Origin of the sequence: Buchnera aphidicola (Cinara laricifoliae) (assembly GCF_900698945.1) — a bacterium.
In the GTDB taxonomy this organism is placed as follows: Bacteria; Pseudomonadota; Gammaproteobacteria; order Enterobacterales; family Enterobacteriaceae; genus Buchnera_F; species Buchnera_F aphidicola_AC.
Window position 1 is genome coordinate 99,860 of record NZ_LR217717.1, and the last position, 23,564, is coordinate 123,423.

16 protein-coding genes are annotated in these 23,564 nt (G+C 24.2%); 10 read left to right on the forward strand and 6 right to left on the reverse strand.

The genetic code is table 11. The features are described from left to right. Positions 1–26: 26 nt before the first annotated feature. The 3 genes from nfo (at position 27) to rsmA (ending at position 2,808) form a co-directional block, all read left to right on the forward strand. Positions 27–896, forward strand: a complete 870-nt coding sequence (gene nfo, locus BUCILAFE3058_RS00465) for a deoxyribonuclease IV (protein ID WP_154061440.1) — start codon at positions 27–29, stop codon at positions 894–896. A 139-nt stretch (positions 897–1,035) separates the two neighbouring features. Next, positions 1,036–1,341, forward strand: a complete 306-nt coding sequence (gene rplY, locus BUCILAFE3058_RS00470) for a 50S ribosomal protein L25 (protein ID WP_154061441.1) — start codon at positions 1,036–1,038, stop codon at positions 1,339–1,341. 645 nt (positions 1,342–1,986) lie between these two features. Continuing rightward, positions 1,987–2,808, forward strand: coding sequence for a 16S rRNA (adenine(1518)-N(6)/adenine(1519)-N(6))-dimethyltransferase RsmA (gene rsmA, locus BUCILAFE3058_RS00475; protein ID WP_154061442.1), 822 nt, complete (start codon positions 1,987–1,989; stop codon positions 2,806–2,808). A gap of 371 nt (positions 2,809–3,179) precedes the next feature. Here the strand turns inward: rsmA and carB are convergent, their stop codons facing one another. The 4 genes from carB to ileS all read right to left on the reverse strand — a co-directional run bounded on the left by carB (position 3,180) and on the right by ileS (position 11,427). Further along, positions 3,180–6,416 (reverse strand): carbamoyl-phosphate synthase large subunit, encoded by a 3,237-nt coding sequence (carB, locus tag BUCILAFE3058_RS00480; RefSeq protein WP_154061443.1) that lies wholly within the window; start codon positions 6,414–6,416, stop codon positions 3,180–3,182. Further along, positions 6,400–7,527, reverse strand: a complete 1,128-nt coding sequence (carA, locus tag BUCILAFE3058_RS00485) for a glutamine-hydrolyzing carbamoyl-phosphate synthase small subunit (protein WP_154061444.1) — start codon at positions 7,525–7,527, stop codon at positions 6,400–6,402. Before carA ends, carB begins: the two co-directional genes overlap by 17 nt. A 90-nt stretch (positions 7,528–7,617) precedes the next feature. After that, positions 7,618–8,451 carry a 4-hydroxy-tetrahydrodipicolinate reductase gene (gene dapB / locus BUCILAFE3058_RS00490; protein ID WP_154061445.1) on the reverse strand — a complete coding sequence of 278 codons (834 nt, stop codon included), beginning with the start codon at positions 8,449–8,451 and terminating at the stop codon, positions 7,618–7,620. A 138-nt stretch (positions 8,452–8,589) separates the two neighbouring features. Next, positions 8,590–11,427, reverse strand: coding sequence for an isoleucine--tRNA ligase (gene ileS, locus BUCILAFE3058_RS00495; protein WP_154061446.1), 2,838 nt, complete (start codon positions 11,425–11,427; stop codon positions 8,590–8,592). 443 nt (positions 11,428–11,870) lie between these two features. On the opposite strand from ileS, the gene rpsT reads away from it, so the two are divergent. After that, positions 11,871–12,134, forward strand: coding sequence for a 30S ribosomal protein S20 (rpsT, locus tag BUCILAFE3058_RS00500; RefSeq protein ID WP_154061447.1), 264 nt, complete (start codon positions 11,871–11,873; stop codon positions 12,132–12,134). 80 nt (positions 12,135–12,214) lie between these two features. Here rpsT and dnaJ read toward each other — a convergent pair whose 3' ends face one another. Together dnaJ and dnaK are read right to left on the reverse strand one after the other, a co-directional pair. Next, a complete protein-coding gene (gene dnaJ, locus BUCILAFE3058_RS00505) occupies positions 12,215–13,354 on the reverse strand; it encodes a molecular chaperone DnaJ (RefSeq protein WP_154061448.1) in 1,140 nt (379 codons plus the stop codon). 141 nt (positions 13,355–13,495) lie between these two features. Beyond that, positions 13,496–15,415, reverse strand: coding sequence for a molecular chaperone DnaK (gene dnaK, locus BUCILAFE3058_RS00510; RefSeq protein WP_154061449.1), 1,920 nt, complete (start codon positions 15,413–15,415; stop codon positions 13,496–13,498). A 388-nt stretch (positions 15,416–15,803) separates the two neighbouring features. On the opposite strand from dnaK, the gene ndhC reads away from it, so the two are divergent. From ndhC to nuoG, 6 genes are all read left to right on the forward strand, one after another. Next, on the forward strand, positions 15,804–16,175 hold the full coding sequence (gene ndhC, locus BUCILAFE3058_RS00515; RefSeq protein ID WP_154061450.1) for an NADH-quinone oxidoreductase subunit A: 372 nt from the start codon (positions 15,804–15,806) through the stop codon (positions 16,173–16,175). A gap of 132 nt (positions 16,176–16,307) precedes the next feature. Then, positions 16,308–16,985 (forward strand): NuoB/complex I 20 kDa subunit family protein, encoded by a 678-nt coding sequence (locus tag BUCILAFE3058_RS00520; protein WP_154061451.1) that lies wholly within the window; start codon positions 16,308–16,310, stop codon positions 16,983–16,985. Between the two features lie 115 nt (positions 16,986–17,100). Further along, on the forward strand, positions 17,101–18,885 hold the full coding sequence (nuoC, locus tag BUCILAFE3058_RS00525; protein WP_154061452.1) for an NADH-quinone oxidoreductase subunit C/D: 1,785 nt from the start codon (positions 17,101–17,103) through the stop codon (positions 18,883–18,885). Positions 18,886–18,916: 31 nt separating this feature from the next. After that, entirely contained in the window at positions 18,917–19,387 is a 471-nt protein-coding gene (gene nuoE, locus BUCILAFE3058_RS00530) for an NADH-quinone oxidoreductase subunit NuoE (RefSeq protein WP_154061453.1), read from the forward strand. Further along, complete coding sequence (gene nuoF, locus BUCILAFE3058_RS00535) at positions 19,384–20,706, forward strand: NADH-quinone oxidoreductase subunit NuoF (protein WP_154061454.1); 1,323 nt, start codon at positions 19,384–19,386, stop codon at positions 20,704–20,706. The genes nuoE and nuoF overlap by 4 nt, the downstream gene beginning before the upstream one ends. A gap of 111 nt (positions 20,707–20,817) precedes the next feature. Beyond that, positions 20,818–23,559, forward strand: coding sequence for an NADH-quinone oxidoreductase subunit NuoG (gene nuoG / locus BUCILAFE3058_RS00540; protein ID WP_154061455.1), 2,742 nt, complete (start codon positions 20,818–20,820; stop codon positions 23,557–23,559). The last annotated feature ends 5 nt before the right edge of the window (positions 23,560–23,564 follow it).

Below are 23,564 nucleotides of genomic sequence, written 5' to 3' on the forward strand. Positions count from 1 at the left end.
ATTTTTAACAGGAATAATCAACTTTAATGAAATATATAGGTGCACATGTTAGTTCTCAGGGAGGATTAGATAAATCTGTATTACGGGCATATCAATTAAATGCAACGGCTTTTTCGTTATTTTTAAATAATCCATTGCGATGGAAAAGTCCTCCTTTAGCTAAAAATATAGTTAATAATTTTCGTACAAATTGTAAAAAATATTGTTATTCTTCTTTACAGATTTTGCCGCATAGTAGTTTTTTAATAAATTTAGGTCACCCTAATAAAGAAATGAATAAAAAATCATGTTATGCTTTTATTTATGAAATAGATTGTTGTTATCAATTAGGTTTAACGATGATTAATATTCATCCTGGTAGTTATTTGTATCAAATTACAGAAAGAAGATGTTTAGAAATTATTTCTAATTCTATAAATTTCGTGTTGAATAAGACGCGTAAAATAGTAGTTGTTTTAGAAAACACCGCAGGTCAAGGAAGTAATTTGGGATATTGTTTTGAACATTTAGCGTTTATTATTAATAAAATTGAAGATAAATCTAGAATTGGTATATGTTTAGATATTTGTCATTTGTTTGCTTCGGGATATCAATTGAATGATTTTTCTATTTTTAATGAGACATTTGAAAAATTTAATACTGTAATAGGATTACAATACTTATACGGAATTCATATGAATGATTCTAAAGGAAAATGTAATAGTCGGTTAGATCGTCATGATAATTTAGGTTTTGGAAAAATAAATAAAAATGTTTTTTCTAGAATTGTTCAAATTACTGAATTTCAAAATATTCCTATTATTTTAGAAACAAAAGATGCAACAATGTGGAAAAATGAAATATGCTGGTTAAAACAACAATCTTTATTATATCGTAGAAGTATTTTAAAAAAATAAAAAATTATTTTTAATATATCAATAATATATATTATATAACTAATAAATTTAATTAATTTTTTAGATATATATGATTAATAAATTGTTTACTAATCTATATTAGTAGCATTTTTATTATTTTTAATAAAGGATATTATACATGATAAAATTAAATGCTATTTATCGTAATAAAAAAGGTACTAGTAATAGTCGTTATGTACGTAAAGTACACCATAAAATTCCAGGAATAATATATGGTAAAAAATTTTTAGAACAAGAATTATTAATTTTGTTAGAACATGATGTAATTTTTAATTTACAGAAAAATAGTAATTTTTTTTCTAATACTTTATCGATTTTTTTAGAAAAAAAAAAGTTTTTTGTTATTCTTAAAGATATTCAATATCATGCGTTTAGATCTCTTGTATTACATATAGATTTTTTATGTATTAACAATATTATATAAAATAATAGTTTTATTTTTTTATATTTTATTAATTTGTATAAATATTTTTATTTTTGTTTCTATAGTTTAATTATATGTATTGAATATTATTATCGGCACGTATTTTTTAAAAATTAAATTATAAAATTATTTTTTTAAAAAATTTTCGTGCCGATTATTTTAAATATTAAAAATATAATTAATATTTAATAATATTATAATTTATATTACGGTAATATTGATATGAGATAAATATTGTAATAATTCTTTAATTTTAAGTTAATTTTTAACTAAGTATGATATTACTATAATTAATAATTAATTTAATAATATAGAATTTTATTCTATAATTTTTATAGATATTATTTTAATAGTAGAAATTAATTTTTATGTATAGATTTAATCGAAATTTTTTTATTAATAAATTATTTTATCAAAATGAACTAATAAATAGATAAAAATATAAGATATCGTGTATGTAACATATATAATAGAGATAAAAATTAATAATTTAATAGGATGAATTAATTTTTTAAAAATATTACTGTAGAAATATAGTACTATATTGTTTATAGAATTTATTGATTATATTATTAATTTTTAATTTTATTTTTAATACAATAATTTTTTTAATATAAACAAAACAAATATTTATCAGGTATCCTAATGAATAGATTTATATATAAAAAACATATCCCTGTAAAAAGATTTGGTCAAAATTTTTTAAAAAATAAAACTATTATTAATAAAATTATACAAAAAATATATTTAAATAAAGTTGATAATTTTATTGAAATTGGTCCAGGTTTAGGGGCATTAACATTTCCAATTTGTAATATCGTTAATACAATTACAGTATTAGAAATAGATGAAAATATTATATCTTTTTTATTGCAAAGTAAGTATAGTAAAAAAATAAAAATTATTTTAACTGATGTTATGAAATTTGATTTTCAATATTTTTTTTCTTTGAATAAAAATATTTTATATCGATTAGTAGGTAATTTACCATATAGTATTTCTACTTGTTTATTAATTGAATTAATTCAATATAATTCGTATATTTTTGATATGAATTTTATGTTTCAAAAAGAAGTAGCATGTAGATTATTGGCAACACCTAGTAGTAAAGAATATGGAAAATTAAGTGTTCTTGCGCAATATTTTTATAAAATTATTCCCATTTGTAGTATAGATAAATATAATTTTTTTCCGAATCCTAAAATAGATTCTATGTTTTTACGATTTATCCCGTATCGCGTACATAATCAAAATCAAATAAATCGATATTTTTTTGCATTAGAAAAAATTACTCGCGTAGCATTTCAGCATCGACGTAAATTTTTGATTAAAAATTTATTTAAATTATTTTCTCAGAAGACATTATTAAAATTTAATATTAGTCCATTTTCTCGTGCAGAAGATGTTTCAGTACATCAGTATTCTTTACTTGCAAAAAATTTTTTAAAATTATATGATTCATTTTGAATGGTATGTATTAATAAGTTATTTTATATAATTTTATTATATAATATCTTATATTTATATGAATTGATATATAATCAATTATATTTAATAATATCTTATTAATAAATTTTTAATGTTTTTTATTTAAAATAAATAATTTTTTATAAATATTTCTCTTTAAATAAACATGATATATATATATTATATTTAATTAGAATTGTAATATATACATCACATTTATTTAATAAATACGTTTACTTTTAATAAAAATAGATTTTGATTTTATAATAAAGATACATATAAATTTATATTTATATAAAATAAAATATTTATAGTAATTATACTACTAATTATAAATTATTAAATAACATAAATATTATTATATTATATTTTTAATATAAATTATTTCGGTGTATGTTTTGTAAGCATAATATTGGATATTTTCCAATGTGTTGTAAAGCAGAAATAGTAGCAAAAGCTCCATTTAACGTAGAATCATAATGTATTTTATAATTTAGAGCTGTTTTTCGTATTTCGCGAGTTTCTTTATTTTTTTTATTATCTATTGATGTGTTTATTATATAAATATATTTTTTATTTTTAATAAAATCTTGTATATTGGGTCTTCCTTCATAAATTTTATTAACTAATTTTACTGGAATTCCTTGATTTTTTATTTTTAAATAAGTTCCCAACGTTGCTTCTAATTTAAATTTCAATTTTTTTAATTTCATAGCAATATCAATAACTAAATTTTTATCTTGATCTTTTACAGATAATAAAACTATTCCATTATTTTTAAGATTTACGGATATTCCGAGCATCGCTTTATAAAAAGCTAATGAAAAACTTTTACCGATACCCATCACTTCTCCTGTAGATCGCATTTCTGGTCCTAAAAAAGGATTAGATTCTGGAAATTTATTAAATGGTAACACAACTTCTTTGACAAAAAAATATTTTGGTTTGATTGTTCGAATATAGTTTTGTTGTAATAAACTTATTCCACAAATTACACGCATTGCTATTTTTGCTAATGGTGCTCCAATAGATTTTGATACGAAAGGAATAGATCTAGATGCTCGTGGATTTACTTCTAAAATAAATATTTTTCTATCTTTAACGGCAAATTGAATATTAATTAATCCTAATACATGTAAATTAAGAGCTAAAATTTTTGTTTGATTTTTTATTTTTTTTTCTATTTTTTTGTCTAATGTATAAACGGGTAAAGTACATGCAGAATCTCCTGAATGTATTCCTGCTGGTTCTATGTGTTCCATAATCCCGCCAATAAAGACATTTTTTTGATCACAGATAGCATCTACATCTATTTCAATAGCATTATCTAGATATTGATCTAATAAAATGGTTTGGTTTTTTGATTTTTGATCACGATTTAAAAAATATTTTTTGAGATGATTATCATTATAGATTATCTCCATATCTCGCCCACCTAGTACATATGAAGGACGTGCAATTATTGGATATCCTATATAATTAGATTTTTTTAATGCTTCTTGTATATTATTTGCAGTATCATTCTTAGGTTGTTGTAATTTTAGTGAATGAATTATTTTTTGAAATTTTTTTCTATTTTCGGCTATATCAATATATTTTGGTTGTGTTCCTAAGATATTGATTTTTTCTTTTTTAAAATGTTTTGCTAATTTTAATGGTGTTTGACCTCCGTATTGAATTACAATTCCCATTGGTTTTTCTATACGTATAATTTCCAATATTTCTTCTAATGTAATGGGTTCAAAGTATAACCTATCAGATATATCATAATCTGTAGATACTGTTTCAGGATTACAATTAATCATAATTGTTTCATATTTATCTTTTTTTAATATTTTTGATGCATGTACACAACAATAATCAAATTCGATACCTTGGCCAATTCTATTTGGTCCACTACCGAGAATTATGATTTTTTTTGGATTTTTAGTAGGTAAAGATTCACATTCATCTTCCCAAGTAGAATACATATAAGCAGTTTCTGTAGAAAATTCAGCTGCGCAGGTGTCTATACGTTTATATGTAGGATGTAATTTTAACTTATATCTTTTTTTACGTATATCACTTTCTTGGACATTTATTAGTTGAGAAATACGTAGATCTGAAAATCCTTTTGATTTTAAATATTTTAGTTGTTTATAATTTAAATCAGATAATTTATTATTTTTTATTTTTTCTTCTATACAGATTAGATTTTGAATTTGTTGTAAAAACCATTTATCTATAAATGTTAGTTCATATATTTTTTTTATCGTCCATTGTAATCTAAATGCTTCTCCTATGTACCATAATCGTTCTGGACCAGCTTCTTTTAATTCATATTTGATTTTTTTTTCATCTATTGAAGTATTATTGTGGTTTATTTGATTAATATTTAGATCAAATCCTGTAGATCCGATTTCTAGGCTTCTAATAGCTTTTTGTAACGATTCTTGAAATGTACGACCAATAGCCATTACTTCACCTATTGATTTCATTTGAGTAGTTAAGCGATCGTTACATTTATGAAATTTTTTAAAATCAAATCTAGGTATTTTAGTTACAACATAATCAATAGAAGGTTCAAAAGCTGCTGGTGTATTATGTCCTGTAATATCATTTTTTAATTCATCTAAAGTATAACCTATAGATAATTTTGTAGAAATTCGTGCAATAGGAAAACCAGTAGCTTTTGAAGCTAAAGCTGATGATCGAGATACTCTAGGATTCATTTCAATAACTATCATTTTTCCAGTTTTTGGATTTATTGCAAATTGTACATTAGATCCTCCGTTCGTAACACCAATCTCTTTGAGAATCATTATTGCAGCATTTCGCATATTTTGATATTCTCGATCACTTAATGTTTGAGCAGGAGCAATAGTTATAGAATCTCCGGTATGTATACCCATAGGGTCTAAGTTTTCTATAGTACAAACAACAATAAAATTATTTAATTTATCTCTTATTACTTCTAATTCATATTCTTTCCAGCCGATTAATGACTCATCAATTAATAGTTCGGATATCGGTGATAATTCTAAACCTTGTACACAAATTCTTTTAAATTCTTCATAATTATATGCAATACCACCACCGGTACCTCCCATAGTAAATGATGGTCGTATGATACAAGGAAAACCAATAGATTTAATTATTATGTTTGCTTCTTTTATGTTATGAGCGATTCCGCATTTTGCTGTTTTTAGATTAATATTATTCATTGATTTTTCGAATAAAGATCTATTTTCAGCTTTTTGAATAGATTTAATTGTAGCACCTATTAATTCTACGTTATATTGTTTTAATATGCCTGATTGATGTAATTGCAACACACAATTTAAAGCTGTTTGTCCTCCCATAGTAGGTAAAATGGCATTTGGTTTTTCTTTTTTAATAATTTCTTTTATAATTTTTATATTGATAGGCTCAATATATGTTTTATCAGCAATTTCAGGATCTGTCATGATAGTAGCTGGATTAGAATTAATTAATATAACTTTATATCCTTCTTCTTTTAATGCTGTACAAGCTTGGACTCCTGAGTAATCAAATTCACAGGCTTGTCCAATTATAATAGGTCCGGATCCTATTATTAATATAGAATTTATATCATTTCTTTTGGGCATTTAAAATTTCCTTTTTATACATATTATTAATAAATGTATCAAATAATTGTTGAATATCATGAGTACCTGGGTTAGATTCAGGGTGTCCTTGAAAACTAAAATATGGATGGTTTTTTAATGTGATTCCTTGAATCGTTTTATCAAATAAAGATATATGTGTAACAATAATATTTTTTTTTATTGATTTTTTATCAATAGTAAAATTATGATTTTGGGTAGTAATAAATACACGTTTTGTATATATATTTTGAACAGGATGATTAGATCCATGATGTCCGAATTTCATCTTAATAATTTTTGCTCCTAATGATAATGCTAAAATTTGATGTCCGAGACAAATTCCAAAAACAGGAATTGAAAATTTTAATATTTTTTTTATATTTTTAATAGATGTTAAATATGATCGTGGATCACCAGGTCCATTTGATAATAAAATCCCAGAAGGTTGTAAAGATAATATATTTTCTACAGAAGTATTTGATGGAATTAAAGTAATTTTACATCCTTTTTTTTGTAAAATTCTTAATATACTGTTTTTAACACCGAAATCATATACAACAACATGAAATTTTTTTTTATTACATGTATTTTTATATTTTTCAATATTCCATTTTTTAATTTTTTTTACTCCAGTAGATATAGTTATATTTTTTTTATTTTTATAACTGTTAATTTTATGAATAGCATTTTTTATATTCATATATTTTTCAGATTGTATACATCCATATAAAGATCCGATATTTCGTAAAATATGAGTTAGTTTTCTTGTGTCAATGTTTGATATAGCTATAATTCGGTGTTTTTGTATATATTTAGATAAATTTTGTGTACTACGAAAATTACTGTCGAGAGATGATATAGATCGAGTAATGATGCCATTAGCATGAATTTTTTTAGATTCTTCATCTAATTGATTTGTTCCGACATTACCGATATGCGGACTAGTAAATGAAATAATTTGTCCTAAATATGAAGGATCTGTTAAAATTTCTTGATATCCTGTCATAGCGGTATTAAATACTATTTCTCCAATTGTTTCACCTTCTATTCCTACGGAGATTCCTTGAAAAATAGTACCATTTTCTAATATTAAATGTGCTAATTTTTTCAAAATATTTCCTCTAATATATAATTTTTATAAATATATGTAAATTATTTATTACATTTTAATTAATAATATATTTTATATATGTTGATATTTTTACAAAATAGAGATGTTGTGAAGAACATCAGACATATTATATAAGCCTTTTTTTTTATTATGTATCCAAATAGCTGCTTTAAGAGCTCCTTTTGCAAAAACTGATCGATTTATAGCTTTATGTTTAATAGAAATTTTTTCGTGTTCATTAGAAAATAATATGGTATGTTCACCAATTGTATTTCCTTCCCTGATAGTGGAAAAACCAATTGTATGGTTTTTTCGTGTTCCGATATTTCCATATCGTGAAAATATAGCTGATTCATTAAAATTCCAATTCATTGATTTTGAAATAATTTTTCCTAACTGTAATGCAGTTCCTGAAGGCGCATCTATTTTATTTCTATGATGAGATTCAATAATTTCAATATCAGAATTATTACCCAATATATTTGAGATATATTGTATTATTTTGTGTATTACGTTAATACCAATGCTAAAATTAGGAGAATATAATATTGGAATTATTTTAGATGCTTTCTTAATTATATTTATTTGTATAGGATTAAATCCTGTTGTTCCTATAATCATTTTTTTTTTATATTTAATGCAGTATTCTATCATTTTTATTGTAGTACATGGTGTACTAAAATCAATTAATGTATCGAATGATGAAATATTTTTATTTTTTTTAAGAATACTTAATGTAGTAAGAAATTTTTTTTTATTTAAAAAATATTTTTTATCATTATTACAATGATTTTTAATTTGTGTATTTGGAACTAATCCATATATTAATTTAATACATTTATTTTTTTTAATTTCTTTAATCAAAATTTTTCCCATACGACCAAGTGCACCGGAAATAGCTATCTTAGTTTTTATATTTTTCATATTTAAGTATCCTTATATACAAATTTTATTTTATTATTGAGACAAATATATTATAGATTTTATTTATTTTAAACGAATATATTAATATTTATTGTTATCTATTTTTATAGGTAATATTTAGTTCTATTAATAAATATTTTATAGAAAAATATGTTTTTTTCCTGTTTGATTGATATTGATAAGGCATTTATAACAAATATTTGTATTATTTTTTATAAAATTGATTTTTTTTGAATAATGCCAACACCTTGGGCATTTAATTTTATTGCTTTTTTTAATTATTACTTTTAAATTTTTAATATTTTTATTGCAATAAGCTATTGTAGGTGCAGAGGAATATCGACGTAATTGTGTTTCAGATACTAAGAAAATATATTTTAATTCATTATTAAAAGATAAAAGTAATTTAAATAATTTTTTATCCACATATAACGTTAGTACTATTTCTAATGAATTACGTATATATTTACTTTTTTTTGCTTGTTCAATATATTTATTAATTTCATACCTAATAATAAATATTTTTTTCCAAAAAAATGTATTATAGGGAACGTTTTTTGGAAGTGGTTTAATTTTTTTAAACCATCTTTTAGTAAATATAGATTCTTTTTGTTTGAAATTAAAATAATTCCATGCTTCTTCTGCAGTAAATGATAATATAGGAGCAATCCATCGTATAAGGGTATTTAATATATAAAATATTGTTGTTTGACTGCTCCGTCTTTCTATACTATTACTATTTGTAGTATATAATCGATCTTTAATTAACTCTAAATAACAAGATCCTAATTTAATAGAGCAAAAATTAATAATTTTTTGTACTACTTCATGAAAATTATAATTTGAATAATTTTTGATAATTTTTTTTTGATATCTATAGGTTACATCTAGCATCCATTGGTCTAACAGTAACATTTTTTCATATTTTATGATATGAGTATTTTTTTTAAAATCAAAAATATTAGAGAATAAAAACCTTATTGTATTTCTAATTCTTCTATAATGATCAGAAATTTGGTGCAATATTTTTTCAGAAATAGATATATCATTAGTATAATTTGTATAAGCTACCCATAGTCTTAAAATATCTGCTCCCCATTTTTGGACAATATCTTTAGGTTTTTTGTTATTATCTAATGATTTAGACATTTTTTGACCAAGTTCATTAATAACAAATCCATGTGTTAATACTGATTGATATGGAGCATGATTTTTAGTAATTACTGATGTAATTAGTGATGACATAAACCAACCACGATGTTGATCTGATCCTTCTAAATATAAATTGGCTGTATAATTTGGTATATTACTGATATTATGTTTATATATTTTAAGTTGATGATTTGATCCTGATTCAAACCATACATCAAGTATGTCGTCAATTTTTTTATACATATCAGCATTTTTTTTTAACCAAGTATCTGTATTAGATTCCCACCATATTGTATAACCGTATATTTGAATCTTTTTTGCTATTTTTTTCATAATAGAAACAGTATCAGGATGTAGTTGACCGGTATATTTATGTATAAAAAATGGAATTGGAATACCCCAAGTTCTTTGTCGAGATATACACCAATCAGGTCTATTTTTTAACATAATTTTCATTTTATTTTTTCCCCATTCAGGAATCCATAAAACTTTTTTGATTTCTTTTAATATATTATCTTTCAGTAAAGGATCAGATAGTCTGATAAACCATTGTGGTGTAGTTCGTAAAATAACAGGTTTTTTATGACGCCAACAGTGTGGATAAGAGTGTTGGATATTTTCTAAAAAAAATATTTTATCATTATTATTTAATAATTTTAAAATTATATTTTCTATATCAAAAATATGCATATTATTTAATGGATAAAATTTTGGTAGATCATAAAATCCGTATGAATTAACTATTTGAGTAGGTCTTATGTTATATTTTTTACAGGCTAAAAAATCTTCGTATCCGTGATCTGGAGACATATGTACTGCTCCAGTTCCTAGTTCATTAGATACATGTAAGGATAATATAATAGGGATAGAAATATTTAAAAATGGATGTGTACATTTTAAGTTTTCTAATTTTTTTCCATTTATATAACCAATAATTTTATATTTTTTGATATTATTTTTTTTAATTATTTCTTTTGTTAACTTTTTTTCACAAATATAATATTTTTTTTTAATTTTTATTAATTGATATTGTAGATTTGGATTAACAGCAATGGCTTGACATGTTGGTAATGTCCAAGGTGTAGTAGTAAAAACAATAATTGAAACATTAATAATAGTATTTATTTTTTCTTGGATTGGTTTTTTAGATTTTATTTTTAATAAATTATGATTTTTTATCATAAATAAAATATAAAGAGATAGTGAACTTTTTTTTTGATATTCTATTTCAGCTTCAGCTAAGGAAGATTGACAATGAAAACACCAATGAATAGGTCTAAGATCACGATAAATATATCCTTTTTCAACAATTTTGGCTAATACATTTATGGTATTAGCTTGATTCATGTAATCTATAGTTAAGTTTATATTGTCCCAATCTGCTAAGATACCTAATCTTATAAAATCTTTTTTTTGTTTATCAACTTGTTTTAATACATATTTATGACATATTTTGCGAAATTGATTTTTATTGATATTATTTATTTTTTTTTTAAGTATTTGTTCTATTTTTTGTTCAATAGGTAATCCATGACAATCCCAACAAGGAATATAAGGTGCAAAAAATCCAGACATACGTTTAAATTTTAATATTATATCTTTTAATATTTTATTAACAGCATGGCCAATATGAATATCTCCATTAGCATAGGGTGGTCCGTCATGTAAAGAGAAAATTTTTTTTTTTTTATTGTGTAGATGTAAGTTATCGTATAATTTATTCTTTTCCCAAATTTTCAATATTTCTATTTCTTTTACAGCTAAATTTGCTTTCATAGGAAATTTAGTTTTAGGTAAATTTAAGGATTGTTTAATCGTTTTCATATGTAACTCATATTAAATTAATAGATATATTATTATTAAAAATCATAAAAATTATATTCATTACTAATGAATATTTATTTTTTAAAAAAATAATTTATGAAAAAAAATATTTTTAAAAAAAATATTAATTATTAATAATAATATATATATTTATTCTTATTAGTATTTACGTTTATATATTATTTTTATAATAAATATTATTAATTTATAATATGTTTTTATTTTTTATAATTAATGTTATTGTATATATAATATAATTTTTATTATATTAACATGAATAATATTATTTATAATATATATATATATTTTATACATTATAAATATAAAATATATATATTCTATTCATTTAATTTATATAAAAATTTATATTTTAAATATTATAAATATTTTATAATATAAATAATTTTTTATTAATAATATTCATTTATGAGGTTGTAACTATTATGGCAAATATCAAATCATCTAAAAAACATGCAATTGTTTCTAAAAAAAGAAGAGAATTTAATTCTAGTAAACGATCTACTATTAAAACTTTTATAAAGAAGGTGTATTTTTTTATTAAACAAAAAGATAAAGAAAAAGCGAATCAAGCATTTTCTACATTACAGTCTATCATTGATAGATATGTTGTAAAAAGAATTTTGCATGCAAATAAGGCTGCTAGACACAAATCTATATTAATTAAACATATCAAGCAGATTTCTTGATATATATCAGATATATTATTTAAGTATTGCGTCTATTTTTATTGCTATATAGATAGCAATACCTTCTCTTAATTATATTTTTATTGTGTAAGATTATCAAAAAATCTTTTAACGCTATCAAAAAATCTTTTAGATTGGGGACTATGGTTTTCTCCTTTAACTTCACCAAAACTTTTTCCTAGTTTTTGTAATAGATTTTTTTGAAAAGTATTTAATTTTACAGGTGTCTCTACTATTATTTTGCACAATAAATCTCCTACATATCCTTTTCGTACTGATTTTACTCCTTTACCCCTTATTCTAAATAATTTACCTGATTGTGTTTCAGATGGTATTTTTAGTTTTATTCTTCCTGTTAATGTTGGTACTTCAATTTCTCCACCTAAAGCAGCAATTACAAAATTAATAGGAACATTACAATGAAGATTATTATCTTCTCTAATAAAAATAGGATGTTTTTTTACTGTAATTTGTATATATAAATCTCCTGATTGTGCACCACATTGGCCTGCTTCACCTTCATGATTTAGTCTAATACGATCATTAGTATCAACACCTGCTGGAATTTTAATAGATAATTTTTTAGATGCTTTAATACGACCTTGTCCATAACATATTTTACATGGATTTTTAATAACTGTTCCATTTCCCTGGCAAGTAGAGCATGTTTGTTGGACACTAAAAAATCCTTTTCTCATTTGTATGTGTCCATGACCATTACAAGATGTACATGTTTGTGGTTGTGCACCATATGCAGATCCTTGTCCAGAACATGATTTACATATATTTAATGTTGGTATCTTGATTTCTTTTGTAGTTCCCCGTACAGCTTCTTCTAATGTAAGATTAATATTATATTGTAAATCAGATCCTTTTTTTTTAGTATTGTTTCTATTACTTCCAAAAATATCACCAAAAACATCACCAAATATGTCATTTAAATCGGATGTTGATGTTGTAAAGCTACTATGAAACCCGCTAGTATTATGATTTTGTTCAAATGCTGCATGTCCATATTCATCATATGCGTTTCGTTTTTTTGAATCACTGAGAATTTCATATGCTTGTTTAATTTTTTTAAATTTTTCTTCTGCTGTTTTGTTTCCTTGATTACGATCAGGATGATATTTTATAGCGAGTTTTTTATAAGCTCTTTTTATTTCACGTTCATTAGCAGTATTAGAAACTCCTAGTATTTTATAGTAATCTTGTTGTGTCATGATTTATTATAATTCCTAATATTATATATATAAAAATGGGGTGTAGATAAAATTTTCTACACCCTTTTGATATAGAGTTAGATTTTTTACGATAACTTTGTTATGTACATGATTAAATATTTTAATTACATATATTCTTAATTATTTATTTTTATCTTTTTCTTTAATTTCTTCAAATTCTGCATCTACTACATTTTCTTTTGGTTTGTTTAAATCTTCTTTTTCGTTAGTGGTATTATTTGTATTTTTATTTTTTAGTAATTCTGTTAATTTTAAACTTAATTGTAATACTTTTTGTATATGTGTATCAATTTCTTCTTTGTTTTCGCCTTTAAGAGCAAGATCTAATTCTTGTAAAGATTTTTCAATATCTGATTTTGTCGTTGAGTCAATTGTTTTTTCACATTCAGATAATTGTTTTCTTGTATTGTGAGAAATTTGATCACCTTGATTTCTAACTTTTATTAATTCTTCAAATTGTAAGTCTTTTTCAGAATTTTCTTGTGCATCATCAATCATTTTTTTAATTTCATCTTTGTTTAGTCCAGATGAAGATTGTATGGTTATTTTTTGTTCTTTTCCTGTTGTTTTATCTTTTGCAGAGACATGTAAAATACCATCAGCATCAATATCAAAAGTAACTTCTATTTGTGGAATTCCGCGTGGAGCTGCTTGAATACCATCTAAATTAAATTGTCCTAAAGATTTGTTGTCTAAAGCTCTTTTTCTTTCTCCTTGTAATATATGTATTGTTACAGCAGATTGATTATCTTCCGCTGTAGAAAATGTTTGACTATGTTTAGTAGGTATAGTTGTGTTTTTATTAATTAATGGTGTCATTACTCCACCCATCGTTTCAATTCCTAATGATAATGGAGTTACATCTAATAATAATACATCTTTAACTGTACCGGATAATACTCCACCTTGAACAGCAGCACCTATAGCAACAGCTTCATCGGGATTGACATCTTTTCTTGGTTTTTTTCCAAAAAATTCTGCTACTTTTTTTTGTACTAATGGCATTCTAGTTTGACCACCTACTAAAATAATATCATTAATATCTGATATTTGTAATTTAGCATCTTTTAATGCTACTTCTAATGGTTTAATAGATTTAATAATTAGGTCTTCTACTAATGATTCTAATTTTGCTCGTGTTACTCTAATATTTAAATGTTTAGGACCTGTAGCATTAGCTGTAATATAAGGTAGATTTACATCAGTTTGTTGTGCTGCAGAAAGTTCAATTTTTGCTTTTTCAGCTGCTTCTTTTAATCTTTGCATTGCTAATGAATCATTACTTAAATCCATTCCTTGTTCTTTTTTGAATTCTGATACTAAAAAATGAATTAATCGGTTATCAAAATCTTCTCCACCTAGATGGGTATCTCCGTTTGTAGAAAGAACTTCAAATGTTTTTTCTTTGTCAACATCATCAATTTCAATGATTGAAATATCAAATGTTCCGCCACCTAAATCATATACTGCAATTGTTCGGTTACCTGTACCTTTATCTAAACCATATGCTAGTGCTGCTGCTGTAGGTTCATTAATGATCCTTTTAACTTCTAGTCCTGCTATTTTGCCTGCATCTTTAGTTGCTTGTCTTTGAGCATCATTAAAGTATGCTGGTACTGTAATTACAGCTTCAGTAACTTTTTCTCCTAAATAATCTTCAGCAGTTTTTTTCATTTTTTTTAGAATTTCAGCAGAAATTTGAGGAGGTGCTATATTATCTTGTTTTATTTTTAACCAAGCATCACCATTTTTTGATGGGACTATATCATATGGCATGATCTTAATATCTCTTTGTACTTCTTCGTCTTTGAACTTTCTTCCCATTAAACGTTTGATTGCAAAAAGTGTATTTTTTGGATTAGTAATAGATTGTCTTTTTGCTGGTTGTCCTACTAAAATTTCATTTTCTTTAGTATAAGCGATAATAGAAGGTGTAGTACGCTCTCCTTCTGCATTTTCTAGTACCTTAGCTTTATTATTATCCATGATAGCTACGCAAGAATTAGTAGTACCTAAATCTATCCCAATAATTGATCCCATTTTTAGTAATCTCCTAATTTATAATTTATATATATATTAAAAAACATTTTTAATAATTATAAAAAATATTATTTTTATAATTATTAAAGATTTTATTAAATAGATAATATTAATTAAATGGGGTCAGTTTATGCAGCATCAAGGGTAAAGAAAAAATATAATTGTATTTATTTGAAAATAATATGTTAATAATAATTTTTAATCACTTTAGTGTATTTAATAATTAAATTTGTTATAGTAAAATTATAACTTTTTTTTTTATAAGATGATATAATTAATTAATAAAATAAATAAATTATTTATATAGATAAGTGAATATTATTAATTATATTTTTTAATGATTTTATATAATTAGCGTTAATTAACATTATTGAGTTTATAAATATTTATGGATATAAGTTATCAGCATCTATGTTTTATTTTTTTTATATTTGGTGGTTTTACACTGTGTTTTGTGATGTTATTATGTGGTTATACATTAGGTAGTAGATCATATTTTCAAAAATCTCCAGATCCGTTTGAATCTGGTATTGTTTCAGTAGGATTTGCTCGAGTACAAATACCTATTAAATTTTCTTTAATTGCAATTTTATTTGTTTTATTTGATGTAGAAATATTATATTTATATTTTTGGTCTTTGTGTGTAAGAGAATCTGGATGGATAGGTGTCTTAAATATTATTTTTTTTATTCATATTTTATTTATGACATTATTTTATTTAATAAAAAATAACATATTAGAGTGGGTGATATTAAAATAAATATATATTTTTATTTTAATTTTCAGTAAATTACATAAATTATATATCAATTAGTTACTGAAATTTTATTGCAAATTTAATTTTTTAATTAAATAATAATAATATTATGTAATGATGAGAGGATTTTTAAATATGAAATATACTTTAACACGAGTTAATAGAAATAAAAATATATCTGAAAAATATCCATTAAATACAGTCAAGACTGTATCGGATCCTGTCATAACACAAATACGAAATAATGTTTTTTTTGGAAAAATTTCTAAATTTTTCCATAATATTGTAAATTGGGGTCGTAAAAATTCTTTATGGCCTTATAATTTTGGTTTATCGTGTTGTTATGTAGAAATGGTAACTGCGTTTACATCTGTTCATGATGTTTCTCGTTTTGGTTCTGAAGTTCTACGTACGTCTCCTAGACAAGCTGATTTTATGGTTATTGCGGGAACACCTTTTATTAAGATGGCTCCTGTTATACAAAGATTATATGATCAAATGTTAGAACCTAAATGGGTTATTTCTATGGGTGCATGTGCGAATTCTGGTGGGATGTATGATGTATATTCTGTTGTACAAGGAGTAGATAAGTTTCTTCCAGTAGATATTTATATACCTGGATGTCCTCCTAGACCAGAAGCATATATTCATGCTTTAACATTATTACAAAAATCTATTTCTAAAGAACGTCGACCATTATCATGGATAGTAGGTGACCAAGGAGTTTACAAACCACAAATGTCATCTGAAAAAGAAAAACATAATAATAAAAGAATTTCGATTGTAAATATTGATTCTGATGATAGTTTTTAATTTTTTTTAAATTTCAAAAATTTAATTATTTATTTTAATTAATAGATCGTATTTAATATATATATGTAATTTACTTATAGGAATAAAATCATGTCCGATATTTCTTTAGAAAAAAATTTTTTTTTTAAATAATACTACTAGAAAAATTTTTGATAATAATCCTATTATCGGTTCTTTATTTAAGATATTTGGAAAAAAAAATTTTTTTATTCAAAATACTTGTTTTCAATATCCAGTTTTATGGATTAATAGTAAAATTTTAATACAGGTTGTTAAGTTTATAAAAAAAAATGATATTTGTTCATATGATATGTTGTTTGATTTACATGGTATAGATGAACGTTTACGAAAAAATATTGATAATATACCGAATACTGATTTTACAGTGTTTTATCATTTTTTATCAATTACTCATAATTGTGATCTTATTTTAAAGGTAGCTTTATTAGAAAATAAGTTACAATTACCTACAATTACTTCAATTTTTTTAAATTCAAATTGGTATGAACGTGAAACATGGGAAATGTTTGGTATAACATTTATTGGACATCCTTGTTTAATTCGTATTTTAATGCCTAAAAATTGGATTGGACATCCTTTGCGAAAAGATTATGCATCTCATGCAACTGAATTAGATAGTTTTTTTTTTACAAAGCAGAAAGAAGATGTAGCAATGGAAGCATTACGTTTTTGTCCTGAATCGTGGGGTTTAAAACATATTAAATCTAATAATTTAAAATATATGTTTTTAAATTTTGGACCTAATCATCCTTCTTCACATGGAGCTTTTCGAATAATACTTCAATTACACGGAGAAAAAATAGTAAATTGTATTCCTGATATTGGTTATCACCATCGTGGCGCAGAAAAGATCGCTGAACGACAATCTTGGCATAATTATATACCTTATACGGATCGAATAGAATATTTAGGTGGTTGTATAAATGAAATGCCTTATATATTAGCGATAGAAAAATTAGCAGATATTATTGTACCAGATCGTGTTCAAGTAATTAGAATTTTATTATCTGAGCTATTTAGAATTAATAGTCATTTATTATTTATTTCTACGTTCATCCAAGATGTAGGTAGTATGAGCACAGTGTTTTTAGCTTTTACTGATCGTCAAAAAATATATGATATAATTGAGCATATTACTGGTGCTCGTATGCATCCTGCTTGGTTTCGTATTGGTGGAGTAGCAAAAGATTTACCAGTTAATTGGCATCATTTTTTAAAAGAATTTTTGATCTGGATGCCGAAACGTTTAGATTTTTATGTAAAAGTAGCGTTAAAAAATAGTATTCTTATTTCTCGATCTGTTGGTATAGCATCTTATGAAAGACAAGAAGCGTTGTCTTGGGGAGTTACAGGTGCAGGATTGAGAGCAACTGGTGTGAATTTTGATGTTAGAAAACAACGTCCCTATTCAGGTTATCAAAATTTTGATTTTGATATTCCGATTGGAGATAGAGTTAGTGATGCTTATACGAGAGTATTATTAAAAGTTGAAGAAATTCGACAAAGTTTAAAAATATTAAAACAATGTTTGTTAAATATGCCGAATGGTTCTTTTAAGTCTGATCACCCATTAACCACTCCTCCAAATAAAAAAAATTCTTTATTTAATATTGAAACTATGATTACTCATTTTTTACAATCATCTTGGGGTCCGATAATGCCTGTAAACGAAAGTTTTCAAATGATTGAAGCAACTAAAGGAATTAATAGTTACTATTTAATTAGTGACGGTAATTCAACTAGTTACCGAACTCGTATTCGTACTCCTAGTTTTGCGCATTTACAACAAATTCCATCTGTTATATGTGGACAGTTAATTTCAGATTTAATTGTTTATCTTGGTAGTATTGATTTTGTTATGTCAGATGTCGATCGTTAAATATTTTTATAAATTATAATAAGGAAAATATGTGTTTCACTTAAGTTCACTTGAAATTTCTGAAATTTTACTAAAAAAAAAATGTTACCGTGATTCACGGGCAGCGTGTATTGATGCTTTAAAAATTGTACAAAAATATAGAAGGTGGGTTTGTAATAATTCTATTATAGCGATTTCTAAAATTTTATCTATTCCAGTATGTGAAGTAGAAGGTGTTGCGACTTTTTATTGTCATATTTTTAGAAAACCAGTAGGTTTTCATGTAATTCGTTATTGTGATAGTGTGGTATGTTTTATTAATGGTTATCGTAAGATTGAAAATCAATTAATATCTAGTTTAGGTATACAGCCAGGAGGAACTACATCTGATAATCGATTTACATTGTTGCCAACTTGTTGTTTAGGTGCGTGTGATAAAGGTCCTGTGTTGTTAATTGATGAAATTTTATATACTAATCTTACTTCTTCAAAAGTATTAAAGTTATTGGATAAATATAAATGAAATATATACTTAAAAATCCAGAAACGCATCCATTAACATGGCGTTTAAATGAACCTTGTAAAACAGTTAAAATGGCAGAGTACTGTAATACTAACGGTTATCAAGCTTTAAAAAAATGTTTAAAAAATATGAATTATAAAGAAATAATATCTTTGGTAAAAAAATCTGGTTTAAAAGGTAGGGGAGGTGCTGGATTTCCAACTGGTATTAAATGGAGTTTAATGTCAACAAGTTCTATTACAAATACTAGATATTTAATTTGTAATGCTGATGAAATGGAACCTGGAACATATAAAGATAGATTTTTAATAGAATATTTACCACATCAATTAATTGAAGGAATCATTATAAGTGCTTTTGCTTTACAAGCTAAATGTGGATATATTTTTTTGAGAGGTGATTATTATTTATCAGAAAAAATTTTAATACAAGCTATTAATGATTCATATCAAGCTGGATTTTTAGGTAAAAATATTTTAAATAGTGGTTTTACTTTTAATTTATTTTTACATACTGGTGCTGGTCGCTATATTTGTGGAGAAGAAACTGCATTAATTAATTCATTAGAAGGTAAACGCGCGAATCCGCGGTATAAACCTCCTTTTCCTGCTAATTTTGGACTTTGGGGTAAACCTACATGTATTAATAACGTTGAAACATTATCCAATATTCCAGCAATTATTTTATATGGATCAGATTGGTATTTAAATTTATCTAAGAGTATAGATTCAGGTACTAAGTTATTAGGTTTTTCGGGTCGAGTAAAAAAACCAGGTTTATGGGAGTTACCACTTGGTATTACAGCAAGAGAGCTTTTAGAAGATTATGCTGGCGGAATGCAGAAAAATTTAACTTTACAGGCTTGGCAACCTGGTGGAGCAGGAACTAGTTTATTATCATATGATAATATTGATATAAAAATGGATTTTATTAGTTTACAAAAAATAGGTAGTCGATTAGGAACAGGAATTGCGATGGCTATAGACAATACAGTTAATATCATATCTTTATTGGTAAATATTGAGACATTTTTTTCTCGAGAATCGTGTGGATTTTGTACTCCATGTAGAGAAGGATTGCCATGGATTGTTAAAATATTACAATCTTTAGAAAAAAAAAACGGATGTACTAATGATATTCTAATTTTAGAAAAATTATGTTCTCATTTAGAATCAGGAAAAACATTTTGTGCGCATGCTCCAGGAGCGATCTCTCCGTTAAAAAGCGCAATAAAACTTTTCCGTAATCATTTTAAGCGAGGAATTAATTTATACAAAAAAACACAGAATAATATAGATGTTATTTCTTTATGTGAATAGTTGATAAAATAAAATAGTATTTATGATGTATATGAATAATATATTAGTAAATTTTTAACATAAAATTTATATATAGCTATATATTCGATATTTTAAAGTGAGTATTTTATAATGGTTAAAATTTATATTGATAAAAAAATTTTTTTTGTTAAATCATCTTATAATCTTTTGCAAGCTTGTTTATCTGTTGGTATAAATATACCTTTTTTCTGTTGGCATCCTGCATTAGGTAGTGTTGGTTCTTGTCGGCAATGTGCAGTTAAATTATATAGGAATGATGATGATCAGATCGGAACGATCGTTATGGCATGTATGTTAGAAATTAAAAAAGATATGAGGGTATCAACTACACACTCAGATGTAACAAGTTTTCAAAAAAATATTATTGAATTAATGATGTTAAATCATCCGCATGATTGCCCTATTTGTTCTGAAGGTGGTAGTTGTCATTTACAAGATATGACTGTTTTAAACAAACATCATATTCGACGTTATAAATTTCAAAAGCGTGTATATAATAATCAATATTTAGGTCCATTTATTTCGCATTCTATGAATAGATGTATTACATGTTATCGTTGTACTCGATATTATAATGATTATTCTGGCGGACAAGATTTTGGGGTATACGGTTCAAGTAATAAAATTTATTTTGGTCGTTTTGAAAATGGTATTTTAGAAAGCGAATATTCTGGAAATTTAATTGATGTATGCCCGACAGGTGTTTTTACTGATAAAAGTAATATTAATAATTTTTATCGTAAATGGGATTTACAGTATTCTCCTAGTATATGCCATAATTGTAGTATTGGATGTAATATTAGTTTAGGAGAACGTTTAGGAAAATTATGTCGTGTTGATAATAGATATAATAAACATTTGAATCGATATTTTTTATGTGATTTAGGTAAATTTGGTTGTAATTATGTAAACTTCAATGTTATTTCAAAACCATTTAAATTTAAAAATAATATTGTTAAGTTTTTGAATTATTCAACGGTCATTAATTTAATTTCTAATATTTTACAAAATTCTTCAAATAGGATTTTAGGAATAGGTTCTTCACGAGCTAGTGTTGAAAGTAATATGGCGTTATTTAATTTAGTTGGAGAAAAGAATTTTTCTAATGGGGTATTACCAGAATTAAACCAATGTATTAATTTAATTACTGATATTTTACAAAATGGAGATATACATATTCCTTCTATTTCCGAAATTGAAGAGTATGATGTAATTTTAATTATAGGTGAAGATATTACGCAAACTGCGGCATTAGCAGCATTATCAGTACGTCAAGCAATACAACGAGGTTTTTATTCATCTATTTCAGAAAAACATAATATACCAATATGGCATATTAATGCCATAAAAAATATTGCTCAAAATAAAAAAAATTTATTGTTTGTTATTAATGGAAGTGAAACTAAGTTAGATGATATAAGTAAGATTAGTTATTATGGTTCTATAGAACAACAATTACAGTTTAGTATTTCAATATTGGATTGTATTAATAATAATATACAATATGTAAAGGATAATCATAAAAATATATTTGATCAGGTTAATACAATTGCTGAAGCATTGTGTCATTCTAAAAAACCGTTAATTATTTCAGGTACGTCATATAAAAATATTGATTTTATTAAAATTTCCTTTAATATTGCTAAATCATTACAAAAAAAAGGATTGCCTGTTGGTTTGGCATTATTTCCGCCTTCAGCTAATAGTATAGGTGTTTCTTTAATTCCAAATATTTCTTTAAATGTTATGTTTGATATAATTTATTCAGAAAAAATAGATGTTTTAATTATTTTAGAAAATGATTTATATCGATTATATGAATCGAATTTTATAGATAATATTTTAAAAAATATTAATACCATTATAGTAATAGACCATCAGAATAATAAAATGGTAAGAAATTCTCATATTTTTTTACCATGTACTAATTTTTTTGAAAGTTCTGGAAATATTATCAATTATGAGGCTCGGTTACAGCGATTTTTTAGAACACATAATCCTAATTTCTATAATAAAAAAATATATAAATTAGATAGTTGGCGATGGATACATGCTATTCAATATAGCATTAATTCTTTTGATTTAATTCAATCATTTACTCTTGATAAAATGATGAAATTATGTGCTTCACGGAATTCTTTTTTTAAAAAATTAAAAGATTCTGCTCCATCTGCAGATTTTAAAATTTATGGTCAAAAAATTGCTAGATCATCTTTACGATTTAGTGGTCGTTCTTCTATGTTTGCTGATAAAAATATACATGAACCTATTTCTCCGAAAGATCCAGATAGTATGTTTTCTTTTTCTATGGAAGGAAATCAACAAACAGAAAATGGTTTTTCTCATATTCCATTTTCATGGTCTCCTAATTGGAATTCTCATCAATCATTATATAAATCATCTAATCGTTTAAACAATAAATTTACTTCATTATACGAAGGTATATTATTATTTAAAGATTATAAAAAGAAATTTTTATCGAATTTTTTTATTAAAAAAATTGATAAAAATATAACAAAAAATTTATTGGATTTTCAAATTATTCCATATTATAAATTATTAGGTAGTGAAGAAATGAGTCAAAATTATTTTATGAAAATAATGAAAATAAATTTTATTTATGCTCAATTAAATTATTCTGATGCTTCTAAATTAAAAATTAATGACGGTGATATATTACAATTTCAGATAAATAATTTATTTTTTAGATTTCCAGTGTGTTTGTCTGAACATATAAGTTTATTTCATATTGGATTACCAATAGGTTGTGGTAAATTACCATCTATTTTTTTTAATAAAGTTGCTATGAATTTAACAAAGTTAAATAAGTAAATATT

What these genes read in the sequence shown, in the direction of transcription:
- dnaJ (WP_154061448.1), bottom strand. Translation starts at nt 13,354, where the DNA reads ATGACACAACAAGATTACTATAAAATACTAGGAGTTTCTAATACTGCT.
- BUCILAFE3058_RS00520 (WP_154061451.1), top strand. Translation starts at nt 16,308, where the DNA reads ATGAAATATACTTTAACACGAGTTAATAGAAATAAAAATATATCTGAA.
- rpsT (WP_154061447.1), top strand. Translation starts at nt 11,871, where the DNA reads ATGGCAAATATCAAATCATCTAAAAAACATGCAATTGTTTCTAAAAAA.
- ileS (WP_154061446.1), bottom strand. Translation starts at nt 11,427, where the DNA reads ATGAAAACGATTAAACAATCCTTAAATTTACCTAAAACTAAATTTCCT.
- nfo (WP_154061440.1), top strand. Translation starts at nt 27, where the DNA reads ATGAAATATATAGGTGCACATGTTAGTTCTCAGGGAGGATTAGATAAA.
- carB (WP_154061443.1), bottom strand. Translation starts at nt 6,416, where the DNA reads ATGCCCAAAAGAAATGATATAAATTCTATATTAATAATAGGATCCGGA.
- dapB (WP_154061445.1), bottom strand. Translation starts at nt 8,451, where the DNA reads ATGAAAAATATAAAAACTAAGATAGCTATTTCCGGTGCACTTGGTCGT.
- rplY (WP_154061441.1), top strand. Translation starts at nt 1,036, where the DNA reads ATGATAAAATTAAATGCTATTTATCGTAATAAAAAAGGTACTAGTAAT.
- nuoG (WP_154061455.1), top strand. Translation starts at nt 20,818, where the DNA reads ATGGTTAAAATTTATATTGATAAAAAAATTTTTTTTGTTAAATCATCT.
- ndhC (WP_154061450.1), top strand. Translation starts at nt 15,804, where the DNA reads ATGGATATAAGTTATCAGCATCTATGTTTTATTTTTTTTATATTTGGT.
- rsmA (WP_154061442.1), top strand. Translation starts at nt 1,987, where the DNA reads ATGAATAGATTTATATATAAAAAACATATCCCTGTAAAAAGATTTGGT.
- nuoF (WP_154061454.1), top strand. Translation starts at nt 19,384, where the DNA reads ATGAAATATATACTTAAAAATCCAGAAACGCATCCATTAACATGGCGT.
- dnaK (WP_154061449.1), bottom strand. Translation starts at nt 15,415, where the DNA reads ATGGGATCAATTATTGGGATAGATTTAGGTACTACTAATTCTTGCGTA.